This is a genomic window from Burkholderia sp. RF7-non_BP4 (genome assembly GCF_001521935.1).
Lineage (GTDB): Bacteria > Pseudomonadota > Gammaproteobacteria > Burkholderiales > Burkholderiaceae > Burkholderia > Burkholderia diffusa.
In genome coordinates, this window is record NZ_LOTA01000076.1 from 60,353 (window position 1) to 80,143 (window position 19,791).

The following is a 19,791-nucleotide window of genomic DNA, read 5'->3' on the forward strand; positions in this document are numbered from 1 at the left end:
GCAAGGGGGCGCGGCAGGCCGGTATTTTAGCCGGCATCTCCGTGGCAGGCGGCGGGACGGACGGCTCGGGGAGCCGTGCACGCCGCGCGGCAAGCTCAGAACAACTGCCCCTGCCCCGAGATCACGCGTTCGAAATCGTCGCGCAGGAACGGCAGGATCGCATCGGCGACCGGCTGCAACTGACGGCTCACGTAGAACGCGTAGTCGATCGGCGAGCGCATCGTCTCGAGCGGCTCCGGGCCGGCCGTCGTCATCACGTAGCTGATCCAGCCGCCGCGCTGGTATTGCAGCGGCCGGCCGCGCGCCTGGTTGAATTCGTCGGCGATCCGCGCGGCGCGCACGTGCGGCGGCACGTTGCGCTGGTATTCGCTCAACGGCCGGCGCACGCGCTTGCGGTAGATGAGTTGCGCGTCGTATTCGCCGGCCAGCGTGCGGCGCACGTAGTCGCGAATGAAATCCTGGTACGGCTCGCGCTTGAACACGCGCCGGTACAGTTCGCGCTGGAATGCCTGCGCGAGCGGCGTCCAGTCGGTGCGCACCGTTTCGAGCCCCTTGAACACGAGGTCCTCGCCGCCGTTCGCCGCGAGCGCGAGGCCCGCATAGCGCTTCTTGCTGCCTTCTTCCGCGCCACGCACGGTCGGCATCAGGAAGCGCCGGTAATGCCGCTCGTACTGCAGTTCGAGCGCGCTTTCCAGCCCGAAGCGATCGCGCAGGTGCGCCTGCCACCAGCGGTTCACGTGGTCGACGAGCGCGCGGCCCTTGGCGGCGGCCGCGTCGTCGTCGTGCTCGCGCCCGAGCCAGACGAAGGTCGAATCGGTATCGCCGTAGATGACTTCGTAGCCCTGCGCCTCGATCAGCTCGCGCGTGCGATGCATGATCTCGTGGCCGCGCATCGTGATCGACGACGCGAGGCGCGGATCGAAGAACCGGCAGCCGGTCGAACCGAGCACGCCGTAGAACGAATTCATGATGATCTTCAGCGCCTGCGACAGCGGCGCGTTGCGCTGGCGTTTCGCTTCGTCGCGGCCTTCCGACACGCGCCGCACGATGTCGGGCAGGCAATGCGCGGTGCGCGAGAAGCGCGCGCCGAGAAAGCCCGGCACCGACGTGTCGTCGCCCGGATGCGCGAGCCCCTCGATCAACCCGACCGGGTCGATCAGGAACGTGCGGATGATCGACGGATAAAGGCTCTTGTAATCGAATACGAGCACCGAGTCGTACAGCCCGGGCCGCGAATCCATCACGAAGCCGCCGGGGCTGTTCTGGCCCGTCACGTCGCCGAGGTTCGGCGCGACGTAGCCGAGCCGGTGCATGCGCGGCAGGTACAGGTGCGTGAACGCGGCGACCGAGCCGCCGGTGCGATCGGCCGCGAGGCCCGTGACGGTCGCGCGTTCGAGCGCGAAGGACAGCAGGTCGGCCTTGTCGAAGATGCGCGTGACGAGTTCGCAGTCCTTCAGGTTGTAGCGCGCGAGCGCGGGTTTGTCGTGATCGAAGCGGCGCTGGATCTCGTCCATCCGCTGATACGGGTTGTCGATCGACTTGCCTTCGCCGAGCAGCGACTGCGACACGTATTCGAGGCTGAACGACGGGAACGTCCACGTCGCCGATTTCAGCATGTCGATGCCGTCGAGGATCAGGCGGCCGGCCGCGCCCGCGAAGAAATGGTCGGGCTGCTGGCCGTGCGCGCGCCACTCGAGCACGCTGCCGCCGCGGCCGAGCTTCAGCGGCACGCCGTATTGCTCCGAATGCGCATGGAGGATGCGCAGGTCGAACTGCACGAGGTTCCAGCCGATCACCGCATCGGGATCGTGTTCATCGAACCAGTCGTTGAGGCGTGTGAGGATCTCGGCCCGGCTGTCGCAGTAGTCGAGGCGGAAGTCGATGGCCGGCGCGTCGCCGTTCGGCGGGCCGAGCATGTAGACCTGTCGCTGTCCGCAGCCTTCGAGCGCGATCGAATACAACTCGCCGTGGACGCTCGTCTCGATGTCGAGCGACACGCAGCGCAGTGCCGGCCGATAGTCGGTCGCGGGTTTCAGTTCGGCGTCGGTCAGCGTGCCGTCGCGGCCGGCCGTGCCGCGAAACAGCACGGGTGCGGTGATGAAGCGCTCCATCGCGTAGCGATCGGGCGGCTGCACGTCGGCTTCGTAGACGTCGACGCCGGCCGCGGCGAGGCGTTTCTGGAGGCCGGACAGGTGGCGGTAGCGACGGCAGTAGAGGCCGGCCACCGCGCGCTGCCGGAAGTCGCGCAGCGCGAGCGGGCGCAGTTCGGCATCGCGTTCGCCGGCGAGCGTGCGTTCGGCGAGCGCCTGCTGCTCGGCCGGCACGAACGCGACGGCTTCCTGCGGGCGCAGCCGCACGCGGCGCGGTCCGTGTTCGGTTGCCAGCCAGAACTCGATCTCGATGCCGGATGCGGTGTCCCGCCAGTGGCGGGTGAGGATGAAACCCTGCTCGAACGCCGTCAAAACGCTTGCTCGTCGTGGATGCCCAGGCGGCGGATTTTAGCGCCTCTCGCGCGGTTCCCGCCGAAGGGCGCGTCGATGGCATCAGGTGGCAGGAAGCCGCCGCGCGATCCGCCACGCAGCGCATCGACCGCGTGCAGCCGTCGGCGTCGCGTGCAGACCGGACGACGCGTGTGCGTCACGTATTCGTCTGCCGAGCGTGCCGCGCCGCGGCGGCATTCAAGCCGGCATCGGCGCGAAATTCCGCTTCAGGTGTTCCGCTCGCCGTGGCCGCTGATAGAGATAGCCCTGCGCGTACTGAATCCCGACCGAATGCAGCGCGCGATGCTGCTCTTCCGTTTCCACGCCCTCGGCAATGATCTTAAGGCCGTAGTGGTGGGCGACCGCCGCGATTCCTTCGATCAGTTTCGCGTTGCCCGTCGTGAGCTGCGAGATGAACTGTCGATCGATCTTCACGTAGTCGAACGGAAAGCGCGACAGCATGTCGAGGTTGCTGTGATGCGTGCCGAAGTCGTCGATCGCGAACTTCGCGCCTTTCGCGCGCAGCGTGGCGAACATCTCGGTGGTGCGCGGATTCTTCTCGAGCAGGATGCGCTCGGTCACTTCGAGCACCAGCGTGCAACCCGGTGGAAGCCGGCCGATCGTGTCTTCGACGACGGACACGAAGCGGGCGCGTTCGAGATCCTTCGGCGCGACGTTGATCGCGATGCGCAGCGGCATCGACGGCGCGAGTGCGGTCAGCTCCGATACGGCCGTCCGAAGCACGAACTCGGTCACCTTCGGCAGGACCGCACTCGACTCGACCTGCGGCACGAACACGGCCGGACTGATGGCCCCCCATTTCGGATGGTGCCAGCGCAGCAGCGCCTCGACGCCGACGGTCCGTCGCGTTTCGACGTCGACGATCGGCTGGTAGACGACATGAAATTCGTTGCGCTTCAGCGCATTGCGAACGGCCTTCAGCAACAGCCGGCGCGGCGCTATTGCGAGCAGGTACGCGGCCGCGACGAGGCCGTTGACCAGCAGCGCGATCGTCAGGCAGATGAGGCGGTAGCGCCGCTGCACCTGCGAAACGTAGGGTTCCGCCGAGGTGACGGAGACCGTGAACGGCCAGGCGTTCGACGCGATCTTGCTGCCGGTGGCCGGCGCCGCGCCGAATGACGGCACGAACGCGCCATGCTGATCGATGCTGCCCGCGCCCTCGATCGACAGCGTGGCCGTTTCCGCCCCGAAGCGGGTCCCGTGCGCGAGCATGTCCGCCACATAGTCGCCCTCGACCACATAAAGGACGCCGGAGTCGGGCGCGGTCGCGCGAAACGCCGCCAGCACCGGAACGTTCTGCTGAAACGGCGTCTGCCGGAGCAGCGTGATGGCCGTCATCCCCGGCGCGGGCGCGTGAATGTACGCGTCGAGCGGGACGTCGATCGCGCCCAGCGCCGACGAGCACGTGACGCGACCGCCGTTCGCCAGCCCGACGGCCCGAAGATAGCGCAGGTGAGTGCCCACTTCGGCGAGCGTCCTGAAGATCGTCGTGCAGGGCCGCCCGACCAGCGCGTTCAACTCATTCGGGTGCCGCGAGCGAATCCCGTCGAGGATGCGGTCGACCGATATCACGATGTCGTTCGCGACGTCGCGTTCGTGCCGTGCAATCGAGTCGCGCGCGAGGCGCCCTGCAACGACGAGCGCCAGCATGAACACGAGAATGCAGACGATCAGGGCGCCGGGAAAGACGACATGCGGCCACGCGCCGCTGCGCTGGAACGCGGGCTTCGGGCGCGGTGCGAGCGCGGCGGGTCCTCGGGTCGTACTTGTTGTTGTGCGCATGTGAATGCAGGTCGAACCGGTCGATGGCTTGGCGCGAGGCATTCGCCGTGCCTGGCCGGGGCACGGCGGCTCGCGCCCATATCGGGACGCAAATCGATTCTACGCTCGCGAAACGCACGAAGCGACAGCGCGGCGAGCACAGGATTCGAGGCGCTTTCTCGTAACATACATCGACAACGCATGTATATCGGTATCGCACGCCCAAAAAAAACCCGGCCGCATCGGTATGCAGCCGGGACAGAAGTCACCGTCTCTTGGCACGAGGATGGTGCGCGGCAAGTATAAGGCGTGTCCCACCTTATTACGAAATATTGCTACCTAAAATGTAGATAAATATCGAGATTGATGCTTGGCGAGAAATATTTGCGCCGCGCGTCATTTCCGGCGGCCGTGCTTCAGAAGTCGTTGCGCATCTTGTGGAGCAGGTCGCGAGGCGATTGATGCGTGTCCACGGCGGTAAGGACGTCGGTCAGGAACCACGGCAGGTTCAGCTGCGTATCGGAATCGCCGACGCAGATGCGGATCGGCGGCGCCTTTGGTGCCGCGCGGGAGCCGGGCGCGGTGCCGGCGGACGTCGAGGACGGCACGCAGTTTCTCGCTTGCTGCGCAACCGGCGCGGCGGCGTTGTCCGTCGCGGTGCCGGCGACCGCCGGCAAGCCGACGGCGGCAAGCAGGATCAGGATGGCGAAAGTGGCGGCGCGTTTCATGTGATTCTCCGGCGATGCACGTTCGACACCGCCGGCGGGCCCAAGTTCGGCAAGCCGCCGAGGCCCCGCAGGCGCGACGACATGGGCATGTCCGACGCGTTCGAACGCGCTGCGTGAGCGGTCTCGCGCACCGGATCGATCGTTCAAACGTCAAGAATCGTTTGGATCACCCATCAGACGCTTGCGATGCCGAATGCGCTCATTTATCGTGCCGCCACGACGGCGCCGATACCGGGCGTCGAGCCAGTTCGCAAGGAGCATTCGTCATTACCGCATTCAATCGTCGCACGCAAATTCGTGCCTTTCTCGTCGCATCGGTCGCGTATCTCAACCTGTCGCAGCCCGCGTCGGCGGCCTATACGGAATCGTGGATGAGCGACCACGACGTCAAGGAATACGCACATCAGATCAAGCATTCGCCCGTGGCGGCGAGCGGTGTGACGGCCGTGAAGCCGGGGCGGCAAACCGGCTCTTCGCGGTCGAATGCGCCGGCCGCGGCGCACGCCGACGCGAAACCCGTGTCGAAGGCGCACGCGGCGCCTGCGAAGACCCGCAAGGTCGAGCATGCGGTCGGCATCGATCCGAAGGCGCCCGTCGTCGCGAAGCCGAAGGCCGTGCGAACGGCGCACAAAACCGCGGCCGTCCAGCATTGACGCCGCGATAACCAACGCATTCGACCTTCACGGAGAATCTCATGTCGCTGATGGACCGCCTGCTGTCACGCGGCGTGCAGAACGGCACGTCGAGAAGGCGCGTGATCGTGCGTGTCTGGCTCGACGAGCACGGGCGTGTCCGCGATCTCAAGGTCAGGCGCAGTTGCGGCGACGCCGCGCTCGACGAGAAGGCGCTTCACGCGATTGCGGTGATGCGCTTCCCCGGCGGTCACCTCGGCTCGGGCGGGAAATCGGCGAAGCGCTGGCACGATCTCGATTACCCGGTGGACTGACGACGCGTCACGGATAGCCGTAGCAGCACTTCAATTTCCTGCAATCGTAGACGTGGCTTCGCTCAGTCGCACGCTGCCTGAAAATCCGACTCGCGTGCGTTGTGCAGCATCTTCACGATGACCCGCGAGCCGTTCCGATGCGCGTATGCAGGTGCTCAGGTCAGTGCAGGCCTGCCGATGCGATCGAGCGCATCGTGTCGGTGATGCGCACGCAACGCGACAGGCCGAACGTCTCGGCTTCGCGGCGTTCCGGTTCGCTGCTCGCGACGGCCACCGCGCGCTCGGGCGGCACGCCCAGCGCCTGCAGCGCGACGTCGAATGGATGCTGATTTGCTACGGAGTCCTTCTGATGAGCGTCGGTCACGACGACCGAGAAGCGGTCGAGGTTCGCGCGGCCGAACTGGCCTTCGAACATGTCGCTGAGCCGGGCGGCAGGCAGCGTCGTGACGAGACCGAGTCGATATCCTTGCTCCGACGCGCTGTCGAGCCACTGGATGATCGCATCGCGCTGGTTGCGCGATTCGTGGGAATCCGGTGTCGCTTCGATCTGAGCGAATGCGGCGTCGAGACGGGTGACGATGGCTTCGATGACCACGGTGATTCCTCTCCTGAGACGTGACGATCCGTTCGCGGACGGGAATGCCGCACACATTAGCGTCGATCCGGAATATGCGACCAATTAATATTTATATCCGACTCATACGATTCGACTAATGAATGGGGCGATGAGCCAGCGCTGGCGCGGGATGCATGTGAGGGCGTGTTTTCCGGATGATCTGCATCGAATCGACGCGCTTAGACGTGATGCACCAAAGGCGCGCACGAAATGAATGCACCCGATGTGTGCAGATGAAAAAACGGCGTATCGGGCGAGATGCGCCCGATACGCCGTGTTGCGATGCCGCGTGGCGGTCGGCGATCAGTGCAGCTTGATCGACGGCTGGTTGCGGCTTTGCAGCCAGTGGCTCAGCGACTGGAACAGCGCGCGCTTCAGTCCGTACACGCTGAACAGATGCTTGCGGTACAGGAACTTGTACAGCCCGATCGCGGCGAGCCCGTCGACGATCAGCGAGCGCGAACGCACGCCGAGGTCGGCCTGATACACGGCGCCCGCTTGGCCGAGCGACACGACGGTGCCCGCATCGCGGAACGTGAAGCCCGACACCGGCTTGCCGGCGAGGCGCCGTGCGAGCGCATCGCCGAGATACACGGCCTGCTGGTGCGCGACCTGCGCGCGCGGCGGCAGGAAACCGCTCGCATCGGCCGACGGGCATGCAGCGCAGTCGCCGAATGCATACACGTGCGGATCGTCGGGCGTCTGCAGCGTGTCGGTCACGATCACCTGGTTCGACCGGTTGAGCGCGATGTCGCCCAGTTCCCGCAGGATCGCGGGGCCCGCGACGCCGGCCGCCCAGATCGTGATGTCGCTCGCAAGCCGCTCGCCGGTCGCGGTCATGACCGCGTCCGCGCCCACTTCCGCGACGCGTGTATCCGTCAGCACGTCGACGTTCAGCGTGCGCAATTGCGCGTGCATCCTGGCCGACAGCCTTGCGTCGAGCGCCGGCAGGATGCGCGGGCCGCCTTCGATCAGCCGGATATGCACGTCGCGCGCGGACACCAGTGCCTTGAAGCGATACGTCGTCAGCTGCTGGATCGCGTGGCGCAGCGCCGCGGCCAGTTCGACACCCGTCGCGCCCGCGCCGATCACGTTGATGCAGATCGGTGCCGCGCGGTGCGCCGGCTGCTGCTCGGCCAGGTGGTTCGCCTTCGTGCAGGCGGCCAGGAACTTGCGGCGGAAATCCTCGGCCTGGTCGAGATTTTCGAGCGGTAGCGCGTGCCGCGCGGCGCCCGGCACGTTGAAGAAGTTCGTCACGCTGCCGACGGCCAGCACCAGATCGTCGTAGCCGAGCTCGCGTTGCGGCAGGACCTCCGTGCCGTCCGCGTCCTGCACCGGCGCGATCGTCGCCGTGCGTGCCGCGCGGTCGACCTGCTGCAACGCGCCCCGCACGAAGCGGAAGCCGTGGCGCTTCGCCTGCGCCGCGTATTCGATCGTGTGCGAGGCCGGATCGCGATGGCCGGATGCGGCTTCGTGCAGCAGCGGCTTCCAGAAGTGCGTCGGGTAGCGGTCGACGAGCACGACGTCGGCTTGCCCGCGGCGGCCGATCGTGTCGCCGAGACGCGTGGCGAGCTGCAGGCCGCCGGCGCCGCCGCCGACGATCACGATGCGCGGCACGCGCGGTGCGCGATCCGTTGCAAGGGTAGGCGTGATGTGGTCCATGTTGTGGCTCCCGCTGATGACGATTCGGATGACATTGCTCAAGAACCGACGATATAGTTTTGAACCTACGCGAACAATTTAATGTTTATAAGCGACCCATATGTATTCACTTATAGGAAAGACCGCGACGTTCCGGCAGCTCAAGGCGCTGGACATGATCGCGCGGCTCGGCAGCGTGTCGCGCGCGGCCGAGGAGCTGAACCTGACGCAGCCGGCCGTGTCGCTGCAGGTTCGCCTGCTCGAGGAGGCGGTGGGCGCCGCGTTGCTGCAGCGGGTGGGGCGCGGCGTGCAGCTGACCGCCGCCGGTGAAATCGTGGCGCGCTATGCGCGCGAGATCCTGCATCTATGGAGCGAGGCCGGCGACGAAGTGGCCGCGCTGACGGGCGACCTCGGCGGCACGCTGCGGATCGGCGCGATCACGACGGCCGAATACCTGATTCCGCCGCTGCTGGTGAAATTCACCGCGACGCGACCGCACGTGAAGACCTACTTCAAGGTCGGTAATCGCGACGACATCATCCGCATGCTCGCAACGCATGAAATCGATCTCGCGGTGATGGGCAGCGCACCGAAGGAGCTGCGCACGCACGCGGTCGAGTTCGCGAAGCATCCGATGGTGTTCGTCGCGGCGCCGGGCCATCCGCTGATGCAGCGCAAGCGCGTCGCGCTGAAGGATCTCGAATCCGCGCATCTGCTCGTGCGCGAACGCGGCGCGGGCACGCGCTCGACCGTCGAGAGCCTGTTCAAGACGGCCGGCTACCGTTTCCATGTGGGCTCCGAACTGTCGAGCAACGAGGCGATCAAGCAGATGGCCGAAGCGGGGCTCGGCGTCGCGTTCCTGTCGTTGCACGCGTGTGCACTCGAATTGCGCACGGGGCTGCTCGGGCAACTGCCGTTTCCGGGCAACCCGATCGAGCGCGAATGGTATGTGGTCACGCTCGCCGACCGGCGGATCTCGCAGGTGACGGGGCTGTTTCGCGACTTCCTGATCAAGCAGGGCGCGCCGGTGATCGACGGCGCGACGGTCGCGCCGCACGAGCGGCGGCGCAAGTAGACGCACGCCGGGACGCGGGCGGCGTGTGCGAGCCGTGCGTGCCGTCGGTCAAACGAGCCCGAAGTCGTCGTTGCTGTCGGGAATCGACGCGAGCAGCCGTTCGAGGCGGTACCAGCCGAGCATGCGCAGGCATCGCGCGGCGAAGGCGATCCGGTCGTTGCGGGGAGCGGGGCCGTCAGGACGGCGGGTTGTCCGGGACGGCGAAGAGGGAATGAACGCCGCGCGCAATGGGCAGGAATGGGGCATGACGGTCTCCGTAGGTGTCGGATGAAGCCCATCGTAAGCGCCGCGGCGCCCGTCGGCGCGCACGCAAGGATGCGGCGGAGCAGGAACGGATGATCTTTTTCTGCTCGTTGCGGGAATGGCGGCGCGCGCCCGGCGAACGGCCGGAAAAAGCGTCACAATGCGCGTTCGACCCACGATCTGGTGGAGAAGAACCATGAGCGATCCGATTCTCGCCGCGCCGACCGACAACGGCGTGCCGGTCAGCCTGCGCTCCAGCCGCGGGCTCGGCTGGCGCGGCTTCGGCGCGTCGCTGCTGGAGATTCGCGCGGGTACGTACCGGATTCCGGCGGCCGATCATCACCGCATCGGCGTGCATATCGGCTCGCCCGTGCGCGCGGATTGCGTGTGCGACGGCCAGCGCGTGTCGCGCATCCAGGCGCACGGCGACATCGACGTGATTCCCGCCGGCCTGCCGGGCCAATGGACGGACAGCGCCGACTGCCGGATCCTGCACGTCATGCTCAGCGACACGTTCGTGCGACGCACGTTCGAGCAACTCGAGCTGAAGCCGTCGCAGGCGCAGATCCGCCGGCGGCTGCAGGTGCGCGATCCGCGCCTGCAACACATTGCATGGGCGATGGCCGCCGAACTCGAGGCGGAAGACGCGTCCGACCCGCTCTATGCGGAGAGCCTGTGCACGGCGCTCGTCGCGCGACTGGTCGATGGCCAGCCCGTGTTCCACGAGCGCCGGCGGACGCTCGCGCCGAAGGCGGCGGCGCGCGTGATCGACTATGTCGAGGCCAACCTCGAACGCCGCATGACGCTTGCCGAGCTTGCGGCGCTCGTGTCGATCAGCGTGCCGCATTTCAAGGTGCTGTTTCGCGAGACGCTCGGGATGCCGGTGCATCAGTACGTGGTGCGGCGCCGGATCGAGCGCGCGAAGGCGTTGCTGCTCGAAGGCCGGCTCAGCATCAGCCAGATCGCGCTCGAAGCCGGGTTCGCCCATCAGAGCCATATGGCGAACTGGATGAATCGCGTGCTGGGCGCGACGCCGACGGAGGTCGCGCGGTCCGGCGCGCGGGGCGGGCTCCGGCTGGCTTATGACGGCGAGGACGATGCGTCGACGTCGGATCGATAGCCGCTGACGAACCGGTGGGCCGTGCGATCCGTGTGCGGCCCCGCATCCCGTCATCCTTTCCTGTTCACATCATCCGCGCCTGCGCGCCTTCCCGTTCGCGCACGCCGACAATCACTGCACCTTCATCCTCCAGGAGCGGATCGTGTTCGTGATTTTCGGAGCATCAGGCAACATCGGCTCGTCGACCGTGACGACCCTGCGCCACGCAGGCCATCCCGTGCGCGCCGTGCTGCGCGACGCACGCCATCGCGAACGTTTCGCGCAACTCGGCTGCGAAGTGGCGATCGCCGACCTGACGGATGCAGGTGCGATCGCCACGGCGATCGACGGCGCGCAAGCCGTGCAGATGCTGTGTCCGGTGCCCGTCGCCGACGGCGACCCGGCCGCGACGATGGCGCGCACGCTCGACGTCGTGACCGGCGCACTCGCCGCGAATCCGCCGCCGGCACTGCTTGCGCTGTCGGACTATGGCGCGGAACTTGACGGCAACACGGGCATCACGCGGTTGTTTCATCTGCTGGAAGAGAAGTTGAAGACGGTCCCGACCCGGCTGACGCTGTTGCGCTCGGCAGAACATCTGCAGAACTGGACTCGCGTGTTGCCGGTCGCGCTTGCAACCGGCGTGCTGCCGAGTTTTCACCATCCGGTCGACAAGGTATTTCCGACGGTATGGGCGCTCGACGTGGGCGTCGCGGCGGCGCGGCTGCTGCTCGATGCCGCGGAAACCGGCAACGGGCCGCGCATCGTCAGCATCGAGGGCCCGCGGCGCGTGAGCGTGCGAGACATCGCGGAGACGCTCGGCGCGGCCGCGGACCGCGAGATCGTCGCGCGCGAACTGCCGCGCGACGCATGGACCGCGACGCTGCTGCGCGCGGGCCTTAGGGAGCGACATGCGCAGCTGATCGTCGATCTGTACGACGTGCACAACGCGGGGCAGATCGACGTCGAGGCTGGTGTGTCGGAGCGGTTTTACGGGAAGACGACGCTGACCGATGCGCTTGCGCAACTGATGCGGCAGCACGCGCGATGACAGCGGCGGCGACGCGTGTGGCGCATCACGCCTGCCGCCGCACCCTGCTCAACACCGCATAAGAAAGCGACCCGATCACGATCCCCCAGAACGCGGACCCGAGCCCGAGCCAAGTCATCCCCGACGCAGTCGCGAGGAACGTGATCACCGACGCTTCGCGATGCGCCTCGTCCTCGAAGATCCCGTGTACGTTCGCGCCGATCGCACCGATCAGCGCGAGCCCGGCGAGAATCGCGACGAAAGCCTTCGGCAGTGCAAAGAACAGCGTGACGATCGTCCCCGCGAAGAGCCCGCCGATCAGGTAGATCACGCCGTTCGCGATGCCCGCGATATAACGCCGGTCCGGATCCTCGTGCGAATCCTTGCCGGTGCACAGCGCCGCGGTGATCGCCGCGACGACGATCGTGATCCCGCCGAAGCACGCGACGACAAGCGACATCACGCTGGTTGCGGTGATGATCGGCCGCGCCGGCGTGTGATAGCCCGAGACGCGCAGGATCGTCATGCCGGGCAGGAACTGGCCGGTGAGACTCACGACGACGAGCGGCAGCGCGAGGCTGAGCGTGGTGCCGAGCGTCCATTCGGGGGCGATGAAGATCGGCCGCGCGATGCTCGGCGACACGTTGCCGAGATGCGCCATCCCGAGCAGCATCGCGAGCGCGGCGCCGGTCAGCAGCACGAGCACGATGCTGTAGCGCGGCAACAGGCGCTTGAAGATCACGTACGCCGCGATCATCCCGAACCCGAGCACCGGCTGCGCAGTCGCGGCGGAGAACGCATGCATGCCGAACGGCAGCAGGATGCCGGCCATCATCCCGCACGCGATGCCGCGCGGAATGTGGCGCACGAGCCGGTCGAAATAGCCGGTGATGCCGATCACGAGGATGATCAACGCGGCCGTGATGTACGCGCCGACGGCCTGGTTCAGCGTCAACTGCGGAAAGAGGCCGACGAGCAGCGCGGTGCCGGGCGCCGACCATGCGGTCACGATCGGCACCTTCAGTTTCCAGCTCGCGAAGAGGCCCGACACGCCCGCGCCGATCGAGATCGCCCAGACCCACGACGCCACCATCTCATCGGATACATGCGCGGCCTGCGACGCCTGGAAGAAGATCGCGAGCGGGCCCGCGTAGGAAATCAGCACCGCGAGAAAGCCCGCGGTGACCGCGGAGACGGACCAGTCGTTGCCGATCGAGCGGATCGCGCCGGGCGAGGTGTTCGGTTGCATCGTCGTAGGGGAGTGCGGCGCGCGGCCGGGAGGCTGAGCCGGGGCGAATGATTGTTGGAGGCCCCGGACGATCCGTCATTCTGGGCATTGCCGCTGAAAATGGCAATTTGCCGATGAGGATCGGTGTTGTCGGCTTTTCGTAAGCAATGCGCGTCGCGGTAGCCGTGCGGCCTTGCGCGGGCGTCGCCGCATCGGGCGCCTTCCCGGCGCGGCGCGACCCGCTCAAGCGTTACGTACTGATCTGAAGATACCCGTCGACCGCGGCGACCTTCGCACCGCTGCCCGTCGACAGCGACGCCGTGCCGTGGTCGAACGGATGCACGGGCCCGTCGGTCGGCGTCCACGCGTGGCGCGCCAGCAGTTCGCGATAGCCGCCGCGGATCACGAAGCCGCCGCATTTCTCCAGATACGCGTCGCGCCGCATCCGGTACGCGCGCGGCAGGTCGTACCACGGCAGCCTCGGCAGGTCGTGATGCACGAGGTGATAGTTGTTGTTCAGGTACAGCAGCCGCATCGCGAAGCCGGCCTCGTTGATGACGATGCGCGCCTTCGGATGACGCGCGGCGCGGTGCTCGAACAGCGAACGGATCATCGCGAGCGACAGCGCGGGCCACGTGACGGCCAGCAGGTAGTACCACCACGGCACGCCGATCGCTCGCTGCAGCCATGCGAGTAGCGCGCCCACGCAGACGGCGTGCGTCACCCACATCCGCAGATAGCGGAAGTCGCCGCGCCGGAACGCCGCGAATGCGTCGGCGAACATCGCGGCGACGCTCGCCGGCGGCCCGAACACGAGACGTCCGACGAAGGTGGTGCGCGCAACGGTCAGCGCGCGACGCCAGCGCGGCAACCGCGCCCACTGCGCGCGCGATACGTAGTTCGTTTCCGGGTCGACGCCCGGCACGGTCAGGTCCTCATCGCGGTGATGGTCGAGGTGCGTGTCGCGATAAAGCGTGTACGGATACCAGATCGTCAACGGCGGATAGCCGAGCAGCCGGTTCACGAACGCGGAGCGCGTCGGGTGGCCGTGCAGCAGCTCATGCTGCAGCGACATGTGCCACGCGCCGAGCAGGATCAGCGGCGGTGTCGCGGCCGCGAGCGACAGGCGCTCGGCACGTACGAGCAGCAGCACGGCGAGCCAGCCGCCGTAGATCGCGACGACCAGCAGCCACGTCGGCCACTCGGTGCGGGCAGTGAAGCGGGCGTCGAGTGCGGCGATCGCGCGCGCGTGGTCGACGTCGAAGTATTCGGCCATGGTGCTGGGGCGGGATGTAGCGGGTGATACGGGTGCTGCACGGGTAACGGGTAGCGGACGATCGCGCCGTTGCGAGCCGCGATGCAGGTGGCCGACTTGCGTCGCGACTCGCAGTCGACCGCTACGGCGAGCGGCTTGCGACGGCGTCGCGACACTGGAACGCTACCCGGCTCGCGTAGTCAGGCCAACCAAGCAATTCGCATTTGCTTATCGCTGCGCGACCGATAAGCATTGACCGCGCCCGGGCGCGTGCCGGACCTGTGCGAAACCCGGGCGAACGGGCTTTCTCCAACGCACCGCCGATGCGTAGAATGCGCACATGAGCCCATGGATCGCCGGACTGCCGATGTATAACGTGACGCCGCGCCACGCCGCACTGTGGCGCGCGTTGCTGCGTGACGCACTCGATGCGTTCGCGCGTCACGGCGGGCCGGCCGGCGTCGCGCTGCTCGACGAACCGTTCGGAGATCTGCACGCGCTGTGGCACCGCAGCGACGTGCTGTTGTCGCAGACATGCGGTTATCCGTACCGGATGCTCGGATTGCGCGATGCCGTTCACCTGATCGCGACTCCGGCATTCGATGTGCCCGGCTGCGACGGCGCGCGGTACCGCAGTGTGCTGGTGGTATCGGCGCGCGTGCATGCGGGTGGCGCGACGACGCTGGCTGCCTGTCGCGGATTGCGGGCCGCATTCAACGGCGCGGACTCACACAGCGGGATGAACGCGTTCCGGCACGCGGTCGCGCCGCACGCGCACGACGGGCGCTTCTTCGGTTCGGTCGTGTCGTTCGGCTCGCACCTGAACGTGCTGCGCGCGCTGGCGGCAGGTGCTGCCGATTGCGCGGCGATCGACTGCGTGACGTTCGCATACGTGCGTGACGCACTGCCCGAGTTATTGAACGACATCCGGATCATCGGCATGACGGCGTCGGCGCCGGGCTTGCCATTGATTGCATCGAGGGCGCTGAACGGGAGCCTCGTGGAGGGGTTGCAGGATGCGCTCGATCACGCGGTCGCGGTCGATGCTGATCGGGTGACCGCACTGCGCCTGAAGGGGTTCGAGCGCCTGCCGCCGGCTGCCTACGACACGATTGCCGATCTCGCGCGGGACGCGGCCGCGCACGGGTATCCCGAGCTGGCGTGATGCGGCGGCGCGGCTGCCGTGGCAGCCGCGCTACTTCAGGTCATTCCTCGTCCATCAACCGGACCTTGACCCGCTTGCCCTTGATCTTCCCCGCATTGAGCTTGCGCAGCGCGTCGCGCGCGACGCCGCGCTCGATCGCGACGTAGGTCGAGAACTCGGTCACGTTGATCTTGCCGATCTGCTTGCCGTCGAACCCCGCGTCGCCGGTCAGCGCGCCGAGCACGTCGCCCGGACGGATCTTGTCCTTGCGGCCGCCGAGAATCTGCAGCGTTTCCATCGGCGGCAGCAGCGTGTCGTTGCCGGCCGGCTTCAGTTCCGCGAGCGGATGCCATTCGACGTCGCGCTTCTGCGCCTGCTCGATCGCGCCGACGCGGCCCATCTCGTCCATGCTGGCGAGGCTCAGCGCCCAGCCTTCCTGGTCCGCGCGGCCGGTGCGGCCGATGCGGTGCACGTGCACTTCGGGGTCGGGCGTCACGTCGACGTTGATCACCGCCTCCAGCTGCGCGATGTCGAGCCCGCGCGCGGCGACGTCGGTCGCGACCAGCACCGAACAGCTGCGATTCGCGAACTGGATCAGCACCTGGTCGCGTTCGCGCTGTTCGAGCTCGCCGTGCAGCGCGAGCGCGTGGAAGCCCTGCGCGTGCAGCACGTCGAGCAGGTCGCGGCATTGCTGCTTGGTGTTGCAGAACGCGATCGTGCTCACCGGCCGGTAGTGGTTCAGCAACTGGCCGACCGCGTGCAGCCGCTCGGTTTCCGTCACTTCGTAGAAGCGCTGGCGGATCTTGCTGTCGTCGTGGCGCTCTTCGAGCTTCACTTCCTTCGGATTACGCAGGAACTGCTGGCTCAGCTTCGCGATGCCGTCGGGATAGGTCGCCGAGAACAGCAGCGTCTGGCGCGTCGTCGGGCACATCCGCGCGACCTTCGCGATGTCGTCGAAGAAGCCCATGTCGAGCATCCGGTCGGCTTCGTCGAGCACGAGCGTGTTCAGCGCGTCGAGCTTCAGGTTGCCGCGGTCGAGGTGATCCATGATGCGGCCCGGCGTGCCCACGACGATATGCGCGCCGTGCTCGAGGCTCTGCGCCTGCGGCCGCATCGGCGTGCCGCCGCACAGCGTCAGCACCTTCACGTTTTCCTCGGCGCGCGCGAGGCGGCGCACTTCCTGCGCGACCTGGTCGGCGAGCTCGCGCGTCGGGCACAGGATCATCGCCTGCACGTCGAAGCGGCGCGCGTCGAGGCGCGCCAGCAGCGCGAGCGAGAACGCGGCGGTCTTGCCGCTGCCCGTCTTCGCCTGCGCGATCAGGTCCTGGCCGGCCAGCGCGATCGGCAGGCTCGCGGCCTGGATCGGCGTCATGTCGACATAGCCGAGCTGCGTGAGGTTCGCGAGCGTGGCGGGCGTCAGCGGCAGTGCGCTGAACGGCGTGGCGGTCGATTGGGTCATGTCAGGAGAGGTCTCCGAGGTAAGGGCGGCCTTCCATCTGTTCGTAGAGGACGTTACCTTCATCGTCCTCGAAGCGTTCGAGATAGTTGCGCGCGCCGCACAGCGGGCAGCGGAACAGCAGCCCCTGGCCTTCGTCCTTGATGACGACGTCGGACGTCTCCCACTGCGTGCCGCAGCTCTGGTTTCGGCAGGTAAACACGGTCTTTCTCCAGCTGAATTCGGTTGATGGCGCGCCCGGCGGGCGCGGCAACGGCGTGCGGCGCTCGCGCGGCTCGGGCGCGGGCCGCACCGGCGGTCGCGTGGACCGCGTCGATGCGGATGGTGGATCGGGTGGCGACGGCGTCGCGCGTGCCCGCAATTCTAGCGGATGCGGGGGGCCGGCAGTGGGCGACACGGCAGCGGACGAGCGTCGAGGCGCGGCCGGGGAGGGCGTCGCCGACGGGTGCGAGCGGTGCCGCCCGCATCCGCCATGAAAAACGGCCGCCCCGAAGGGCGGCCGTGCGATGCGGCGAAACGGGGCCGGACGCGTTACAGCGCCATGTCGGCCGATGCCTTCGCGGGGCGCGCCGGGGCGGTGCCCGTCGCCTGCGACGGCGCCGTCAGGTCGATCTTCGGCGGCGGCGAGAGCTGCAGCACGTCGCTCGTGTAGGTCCATTCCTCGACGACCTTCGCCGGGCTGTCGTTCAGCTTCGTGCCGTAGCTCGGCACGATCTGGCGGAGCTTCTGCTGCCATTCGGGCGTCGCGACCTTGTCCTTGAACACCTTCTGCATCAGGTTCAGCATGATCGGCGCGGCCGTCGACGCGCCCGGCGATGCGCCGAGCAGGCCCGCGATGCTGCCGTCCTGCGAGCTGACGATCTCGGTGCCGAGTTTCAGCACGCCGCCCTTTTTCGGGTCGCGCTTGATGATCTGCACGCGCTGGCCGGCCTGCCACAGGCGCCAGTCTTCCTTCTTCGCGTCCGGGAAATATTCCTTCAGCGCGTTGAAGCGGTCGTCGTCGGACAGCATCAGCTGGCCGGCGAGGTACTGGACGAGCGGGAATTCGTCGACGCCCACGCGCATCATCGGCGCGACGTTGTGCAGGTTGGTGCTCTTCGCGAGGTCGAAGTACGAGCCGTTCTTCAGGAACTTGGTCGAGAACGTCGCGAACGGCCCGAACAGGATGATCTTCTTGCCGTCGATGATGCGCGTGTCGAGGTGCGGCACCGACATCGGCGGCGAGCCGACCGACGCCTTGCCGTACGCCTTCGCGAGGTGGCGCTTCACGACCTCGGGGTTGTCGGTCACGAGGAACGAGCCGCCGACCGGGAACGCGCCGTAGTCCTTCGCCTCGGGGATGCCCGACGCCTGCAGCAGGTGCAGCGCACCGCCGCCCGCGCCGATGAACACGAATTTCGCGTCGACGGCCTGCGGCGGTTCATCCGAATGCAGCTTCACCCACGACACGTGCCACGTGCCGTCCGCGTTGCGCGAGATCTCGCGCACTTCGCTGGACAGCGACAGCGTGAAGTTCGGCTGCGTCTTCAGGTAGCCGACGAACTGGCGCGTGATCTCGCCGAAGTTCACGTCGGTGCCGATCGGCGTCCACGTCGCCGCGACCTTCTGGTTGCGGTCGCGGCCTTCCATCATCAGCGGCACCCACTGCTTGATCTGGTCGTGGTCTTCCGAATACTGCATCCCGCGGAACAGCGGGCTCGCCTGCAGCGCGTCGTAGCGCTTCTTCAGGAAGCGGACGTTGTCGTCGCCCCACACGAAGCTCATGTGCGGCGTCGAGTTGATGAACGAGTGCGGATTCTTCAGCACGCCCTGCCTGACTTGCCAGGCCCAGAACTGGCGCGAGATCTGGAACGACTCGTTGATCTCGATCGCCTTCGAGATGTCGATCCTGCCGTCCGCCTTCTCCGGCGTGTAGTTCAGTTCCGCGAGCGCCGAGTGGCCGGTGCCCGCGTTGTTCCAGCCGTTCGAGCTTTCCAGCGCGACGCCGTCGAGGCGTTCGACCATCGTCATCGACCAGTCGGGCTGAAGCTCGTGCAGCCACACGCCGAGCGTCGAGCTCATGATGCCGCCGCCCACCAGCAGGACGTCGACCTTCTTCGTATCGGCGGCATGCGCGGACGACGCCGCGACGCACAGCGCGAGCGCCGACAGTATTACCCGTAACGTTTTGATCACAGCAGATCCCTTTTTCAACTTGGATGCATCGGTTTGCCATGCCGCCCGGCCGATGCGGATTCGCGTCCGGCCCGCGCATCCGGAGATCCGGATCGCGAATCCGGAATTCCGGAACGGCCGCGTTCGCCGTTGCATTTGCGCACGCGAAGCCGTTGCGAAGGACACCTTCGGATCGACTTCAAGAAGTCATGCAATCGCATGCTTCGCGGTCGTGCCGGGCGCGCGCGGGCCCGTGCCGCAGGCCTCGCCGGACGGCGCTTCAGGCCGCGTCGAAAGAGGCCGCGCGCAATGCATTTCGCGGGGGCGGGATGGCAAGGGGCGCGTAATATAACCGAACTCGATTGCCGTGTCGCACGCGCGGAATATCCTTGTTTTCGTGGGGTTTTTTGCGTGTCCGGGTTTCCGGAACGACGGTGCGCGGAACGGGAAGAACGGCGGGGTCGGAACGGTCGCGACGCGCGCGATATCGATACTTCATCCGGACCGCGGCGTTGCACCGCGATCCGGTTCCGGTCACGGCATCACTTCGACGAAGCGCTCCGGCAAAACTGTTCGTACGCCTGCGCCGAATTCGCGAAGCCTTGCGCCTTCGCGAGTTCCCACGGACGCTCGCATTGCTGCGTGCGTTCGCACCATGCGTAGCCGGCCGAGCCGATGCAGCCATGCGCATCGCGATCGCCGCCGACGATCGGCGGCGCGGCCTGGGCGGTTTGCGCGGCCTGCGAGGCCCGCGTGTCCTGCCCGGCGACATCGGGCGGAAGCGGCGAAGCCGGCTGAGTCGCGCACGCGCCCAATGCAAGCGCGCAGGCGATCATGGCGGCAAGCGACGCGGAAGAAATGCAATGCTTCATACGGTAGCGCTCCATGGGATGAGGTTCGACGGTGGATGCCCG

At 67.1% G+C, this 19,791-nt stretch carries 18 protein-coding genes; 6 read left to right on the forward strand and 12 right to left on the reverse strand.

Translation table 11 applies throughout. From position 1 onward, the window contains the following. Nucleotides 1-95: 95 nt before the first annotated feature. From WS49_RS23085 to WS49_RS23095, 3 genes are all read right to left on the reverse strand, one after another. Nucleotides 96-2,462 carry a DNA polymerase II gene (locus WS49_RS23085; RefSeq protein ID WP_059533621.1) on the reverse strand — a complete coding sequence of 789 codons (2,367 nt, stop codon included), beginning with the start codon at nucleotides 2,460-2,462 and terminating at the stop codon, nucleotides 96-98. Between the two features lie 216 nt (nucleotides 2,463-2,678). Then, a complete protein-coding gene (locus tag WS49_RS23090) occupies nucleotides 2,679-4,325 on the reverse strand; it encodes an EAL domain-containing protein (RefSeq protein WP_059533623.1) in 1,647 nt (548 codons plus the stop codon). Between the two features lie 353 nt (nucleotides 4,326-4,678). After that, on the reverse strand, nucleotides 4,679-4,990 hold the full coding sequence (locus WS49_RS23095; protein WP_059533625.1) for a hypothetical protein: 312 nt from the start codon (nucleotides 4,988-4,990) through the stop codon (nucleotides 4,679-4,681). A 371-nt stretch (nucleotides 4,991-5,361) separates the two neighbouring features. On the opposite strand from WS49_RS23095, the gene WS49_RS23100 reads away from it, so the two are divergent. Beyond that, nucleotides 5,362-5,643 carry a hypothetical protein gene (locus WS49_RS23100; protein ID WP_059533626.1) on the forward strand — a complete coding sequence of 94 codons (282 nt, stop codon included), beginning with the start codon at nucleotides 5,362-5,364 and terminating at the stop codon, nucleotides 5,641-5,643. A 41-nt stretch (nucleotides 5,644-5,684) separates the two neighbouring features. Then, the gene (locus WS49_RS23105; protein WP_059447486.1) at nucleotides 5,685-5,936 is read left to right on the forward strand and encodes an energy transducer TonB family protein; all 252 of its coding nucleotides are present in this window, start codon (nucleotides 5,685-5,687) and stop codon (nucleotides 5,934-5,936) included. A 160-nt stretch (nucleotides 5,937-6,096) separates the two neighbouring features. On the opposite strand, the gene WS49_RS23110 is transcribed toward WS49_RS23105, so the two are convergent. Both WS49_RS23110 and WS49_RS23115 read right to left on the reverse strand, forming a co-directional pair. Beyond that, nucleotides 6,097-6,531, reverse strand: coding sequence for a phosphatase (locus tag WS49_RS23110; protein ID WP_059533628.1), 435 nt, complete (start codon nucleotides 6,529-6,531; stop codon nucleotides 6,097-6,099). 324 nt (nucleotides 6,532-6,855) lie between these two features. Then, nucleotides 6,856-8,214 (reverse strand): NAD(P)/FAD-dependent oxidoreductase, encoded by a 1,359-nt coding sequence (locus WS49_RS23115; protein ID WP_059533630.1) that lies wholly within the window; start codon nucleotides 8,212-8,214, stop codon nucleotides 6,856-6,858. Nucleotides 8,215-8,314: 100 nt separating this feature from the next. Between WS49_RS23115 and WS49_RS23120 the strand changes: the two genes are divergently transcribed. Continuing rightward, complete coding sequence (locus WS49_RS23120) at nucleotides 8,315-9,268, forward strand: LysR family transcriptional regulator (RefSeq protein WP_059533632.1); 954 nt, start codon at nucleotides 8,315-8,317, stop codon at nucleotides 9,266-9,268. Nucleotides 9,269-9,316: 48 nt separating this feature from the next. Here the strand turns inward: WS49_RS23120 and WS49_RS23125 are convergent, their stop codons facing one another. After that, entirely contained in the window at nucleotides 9,317-9,514 is a 198-nt protein-coding gene (locus tag WS49_RS23125) for a hypothetical protein (RefSeq protein ID WP_059533634.1), read from the reverse strand. 193 nt (nucleotides 9,515-9,707) lie between these two features. On the opposite strand from WS49_RS23125, the gene WS49_RS23130 reads away from it, so the two are divergent. Then, nucleotides 9,708-10,631: an AraC family transcriptional regulator gene (locus WS49_RS23130; RefSeq protein WP_059533636.1), complete on the forward strand. Its 924-nt coding sequence runs from the start codon at nucleotides 9,708-9,710 to the stop codon at nucleotides 10,629-10,631. A gap of 142 nt (nucleotides 10,632-10,773) precedes the next feature. Continuing rightward, the gene (locus WS49_RS23135; RefSeq protein WP_059533638.1) at nucleotides 10,774-11,661 is read left to right on the forward strand and encodes an NmrA family NAD(P)-binding protein; all 888 of its coding nucleotides are present in this window, start codon (nucleotides 10,774-10,776) and stop codon (nucleotides 11,659-11,661) included. A gap of 25 nt (nucleotides 11,662-11,686) precedes the next feature. Here WS49_RS23135 and WS49_RS23140 read toward each other — a convergent pair whose 3' ends face one another. Both WS49_RS23140 and WS49_RS23145 read right to left on the reverse strand, forming a co-directional pair. Beyond that, nucleotides 11,687-12,889, reverse strand: coding sequence for a benzoate/H(+) symporter BenE family transporter (locus tag WS49_RS23140; protein ID WP_059533641.1), 1,203 nt, complete (start codon nucleotides 12,887-12,889; stop codon nucleotides 11,687-11,689). Between the two features lie 229 nt (nucleotides 12,890-13,118). Then, entirely contained in the window at nucleotides 13,119-14,144 is a 1,026-nt protein-coding gene (locus WS49_RS23145; RefSeq protein WP_059533643.1) for a fatty acid desaturase, read from the reverse strand. A gap of 319 nt (nucleotides 14,145-14,463) precedes the next feature. Between WS49_RS23145 and WS49_RS23150 the strand changes: the two genes are divergently transcribed. After that, on the forward strand, nucleotides 14,464-15,288 hold the full coding sequence (locus tag WS49_RS23150) for a phosphate/phosphite/phosphonate ABC transporter substrate-binding protein (RefSeq protein ID WP_059533645.1): 825 nt from the start codon (nucleotides 14,464-14,466) through the stop codon (nucleotides 15,286-15,288). A gap of 40 nt (nucleotides 15,289-15,328) precedes the next feature. Here the strand turns inward: WS49_RS23150 and dbpA are convergent, their stop codons facing one another. The 4 genes from dbpA to WS49_RS23170 form a co-directional block, all read right to left on the reverse strand. Continuing rightward, nucleotides 15,329-16,726 carry an ATP-dependent RNA helicase DbpA gene (gene dbpA, locus WS49_RS23155; RefSeq protein ID WP_059533646.1) on the reverse strand — a complete coding sequence of 466 codons (1,398 nt, stop codon included), beginning with the start codon at nucleotides 16,724-16,726 and terminating at the stop codon, nucleotides 15,329-15,331. A 1-nt stretch (nucleotide 16,727) separates the two neighbouring features. After that, on the reverse strand, nucleotides 16,728-16,925 hold the full coding sequence (locus tag WS49_RS23160; RefSeq protein ID WP_059447636.1) for a hypothetical protein: 198 nt from the start codon (nucleotides 16,923-16,925) through the stop codon (nucleotides 16,728-16,730). Between the two features lie 329 nt (nucleotides 16,926-17,254). Beyond that, entirely contained in the window at nucleotides 17,255-18,916 is a 1,662-nt protein-coding gene (mqo, locus tag WS49_RS23165; protein WP_179949197.1) for a malate dehydrogenase (quinone), read from the reverse strand. A gap of 503 nt (nucleotides 18,917-19,419) precedes the next feature. Continuing rightward, nucleotides 19,420-19,749 carry a hypothetical protein gene (locus WS49_RS23170; RefSeq protein WP_059533799.1) on the reverse strand — a complete coding sequence of 110 codons (330 nt, stop codon included), beginning with the start codon at nucleotides 19,747-19,749 and terminating at the stop codon, nucleotides 19,420-19,422. Nucleotides 19,750-19,791: the final 42 nt, after the last annotated feature.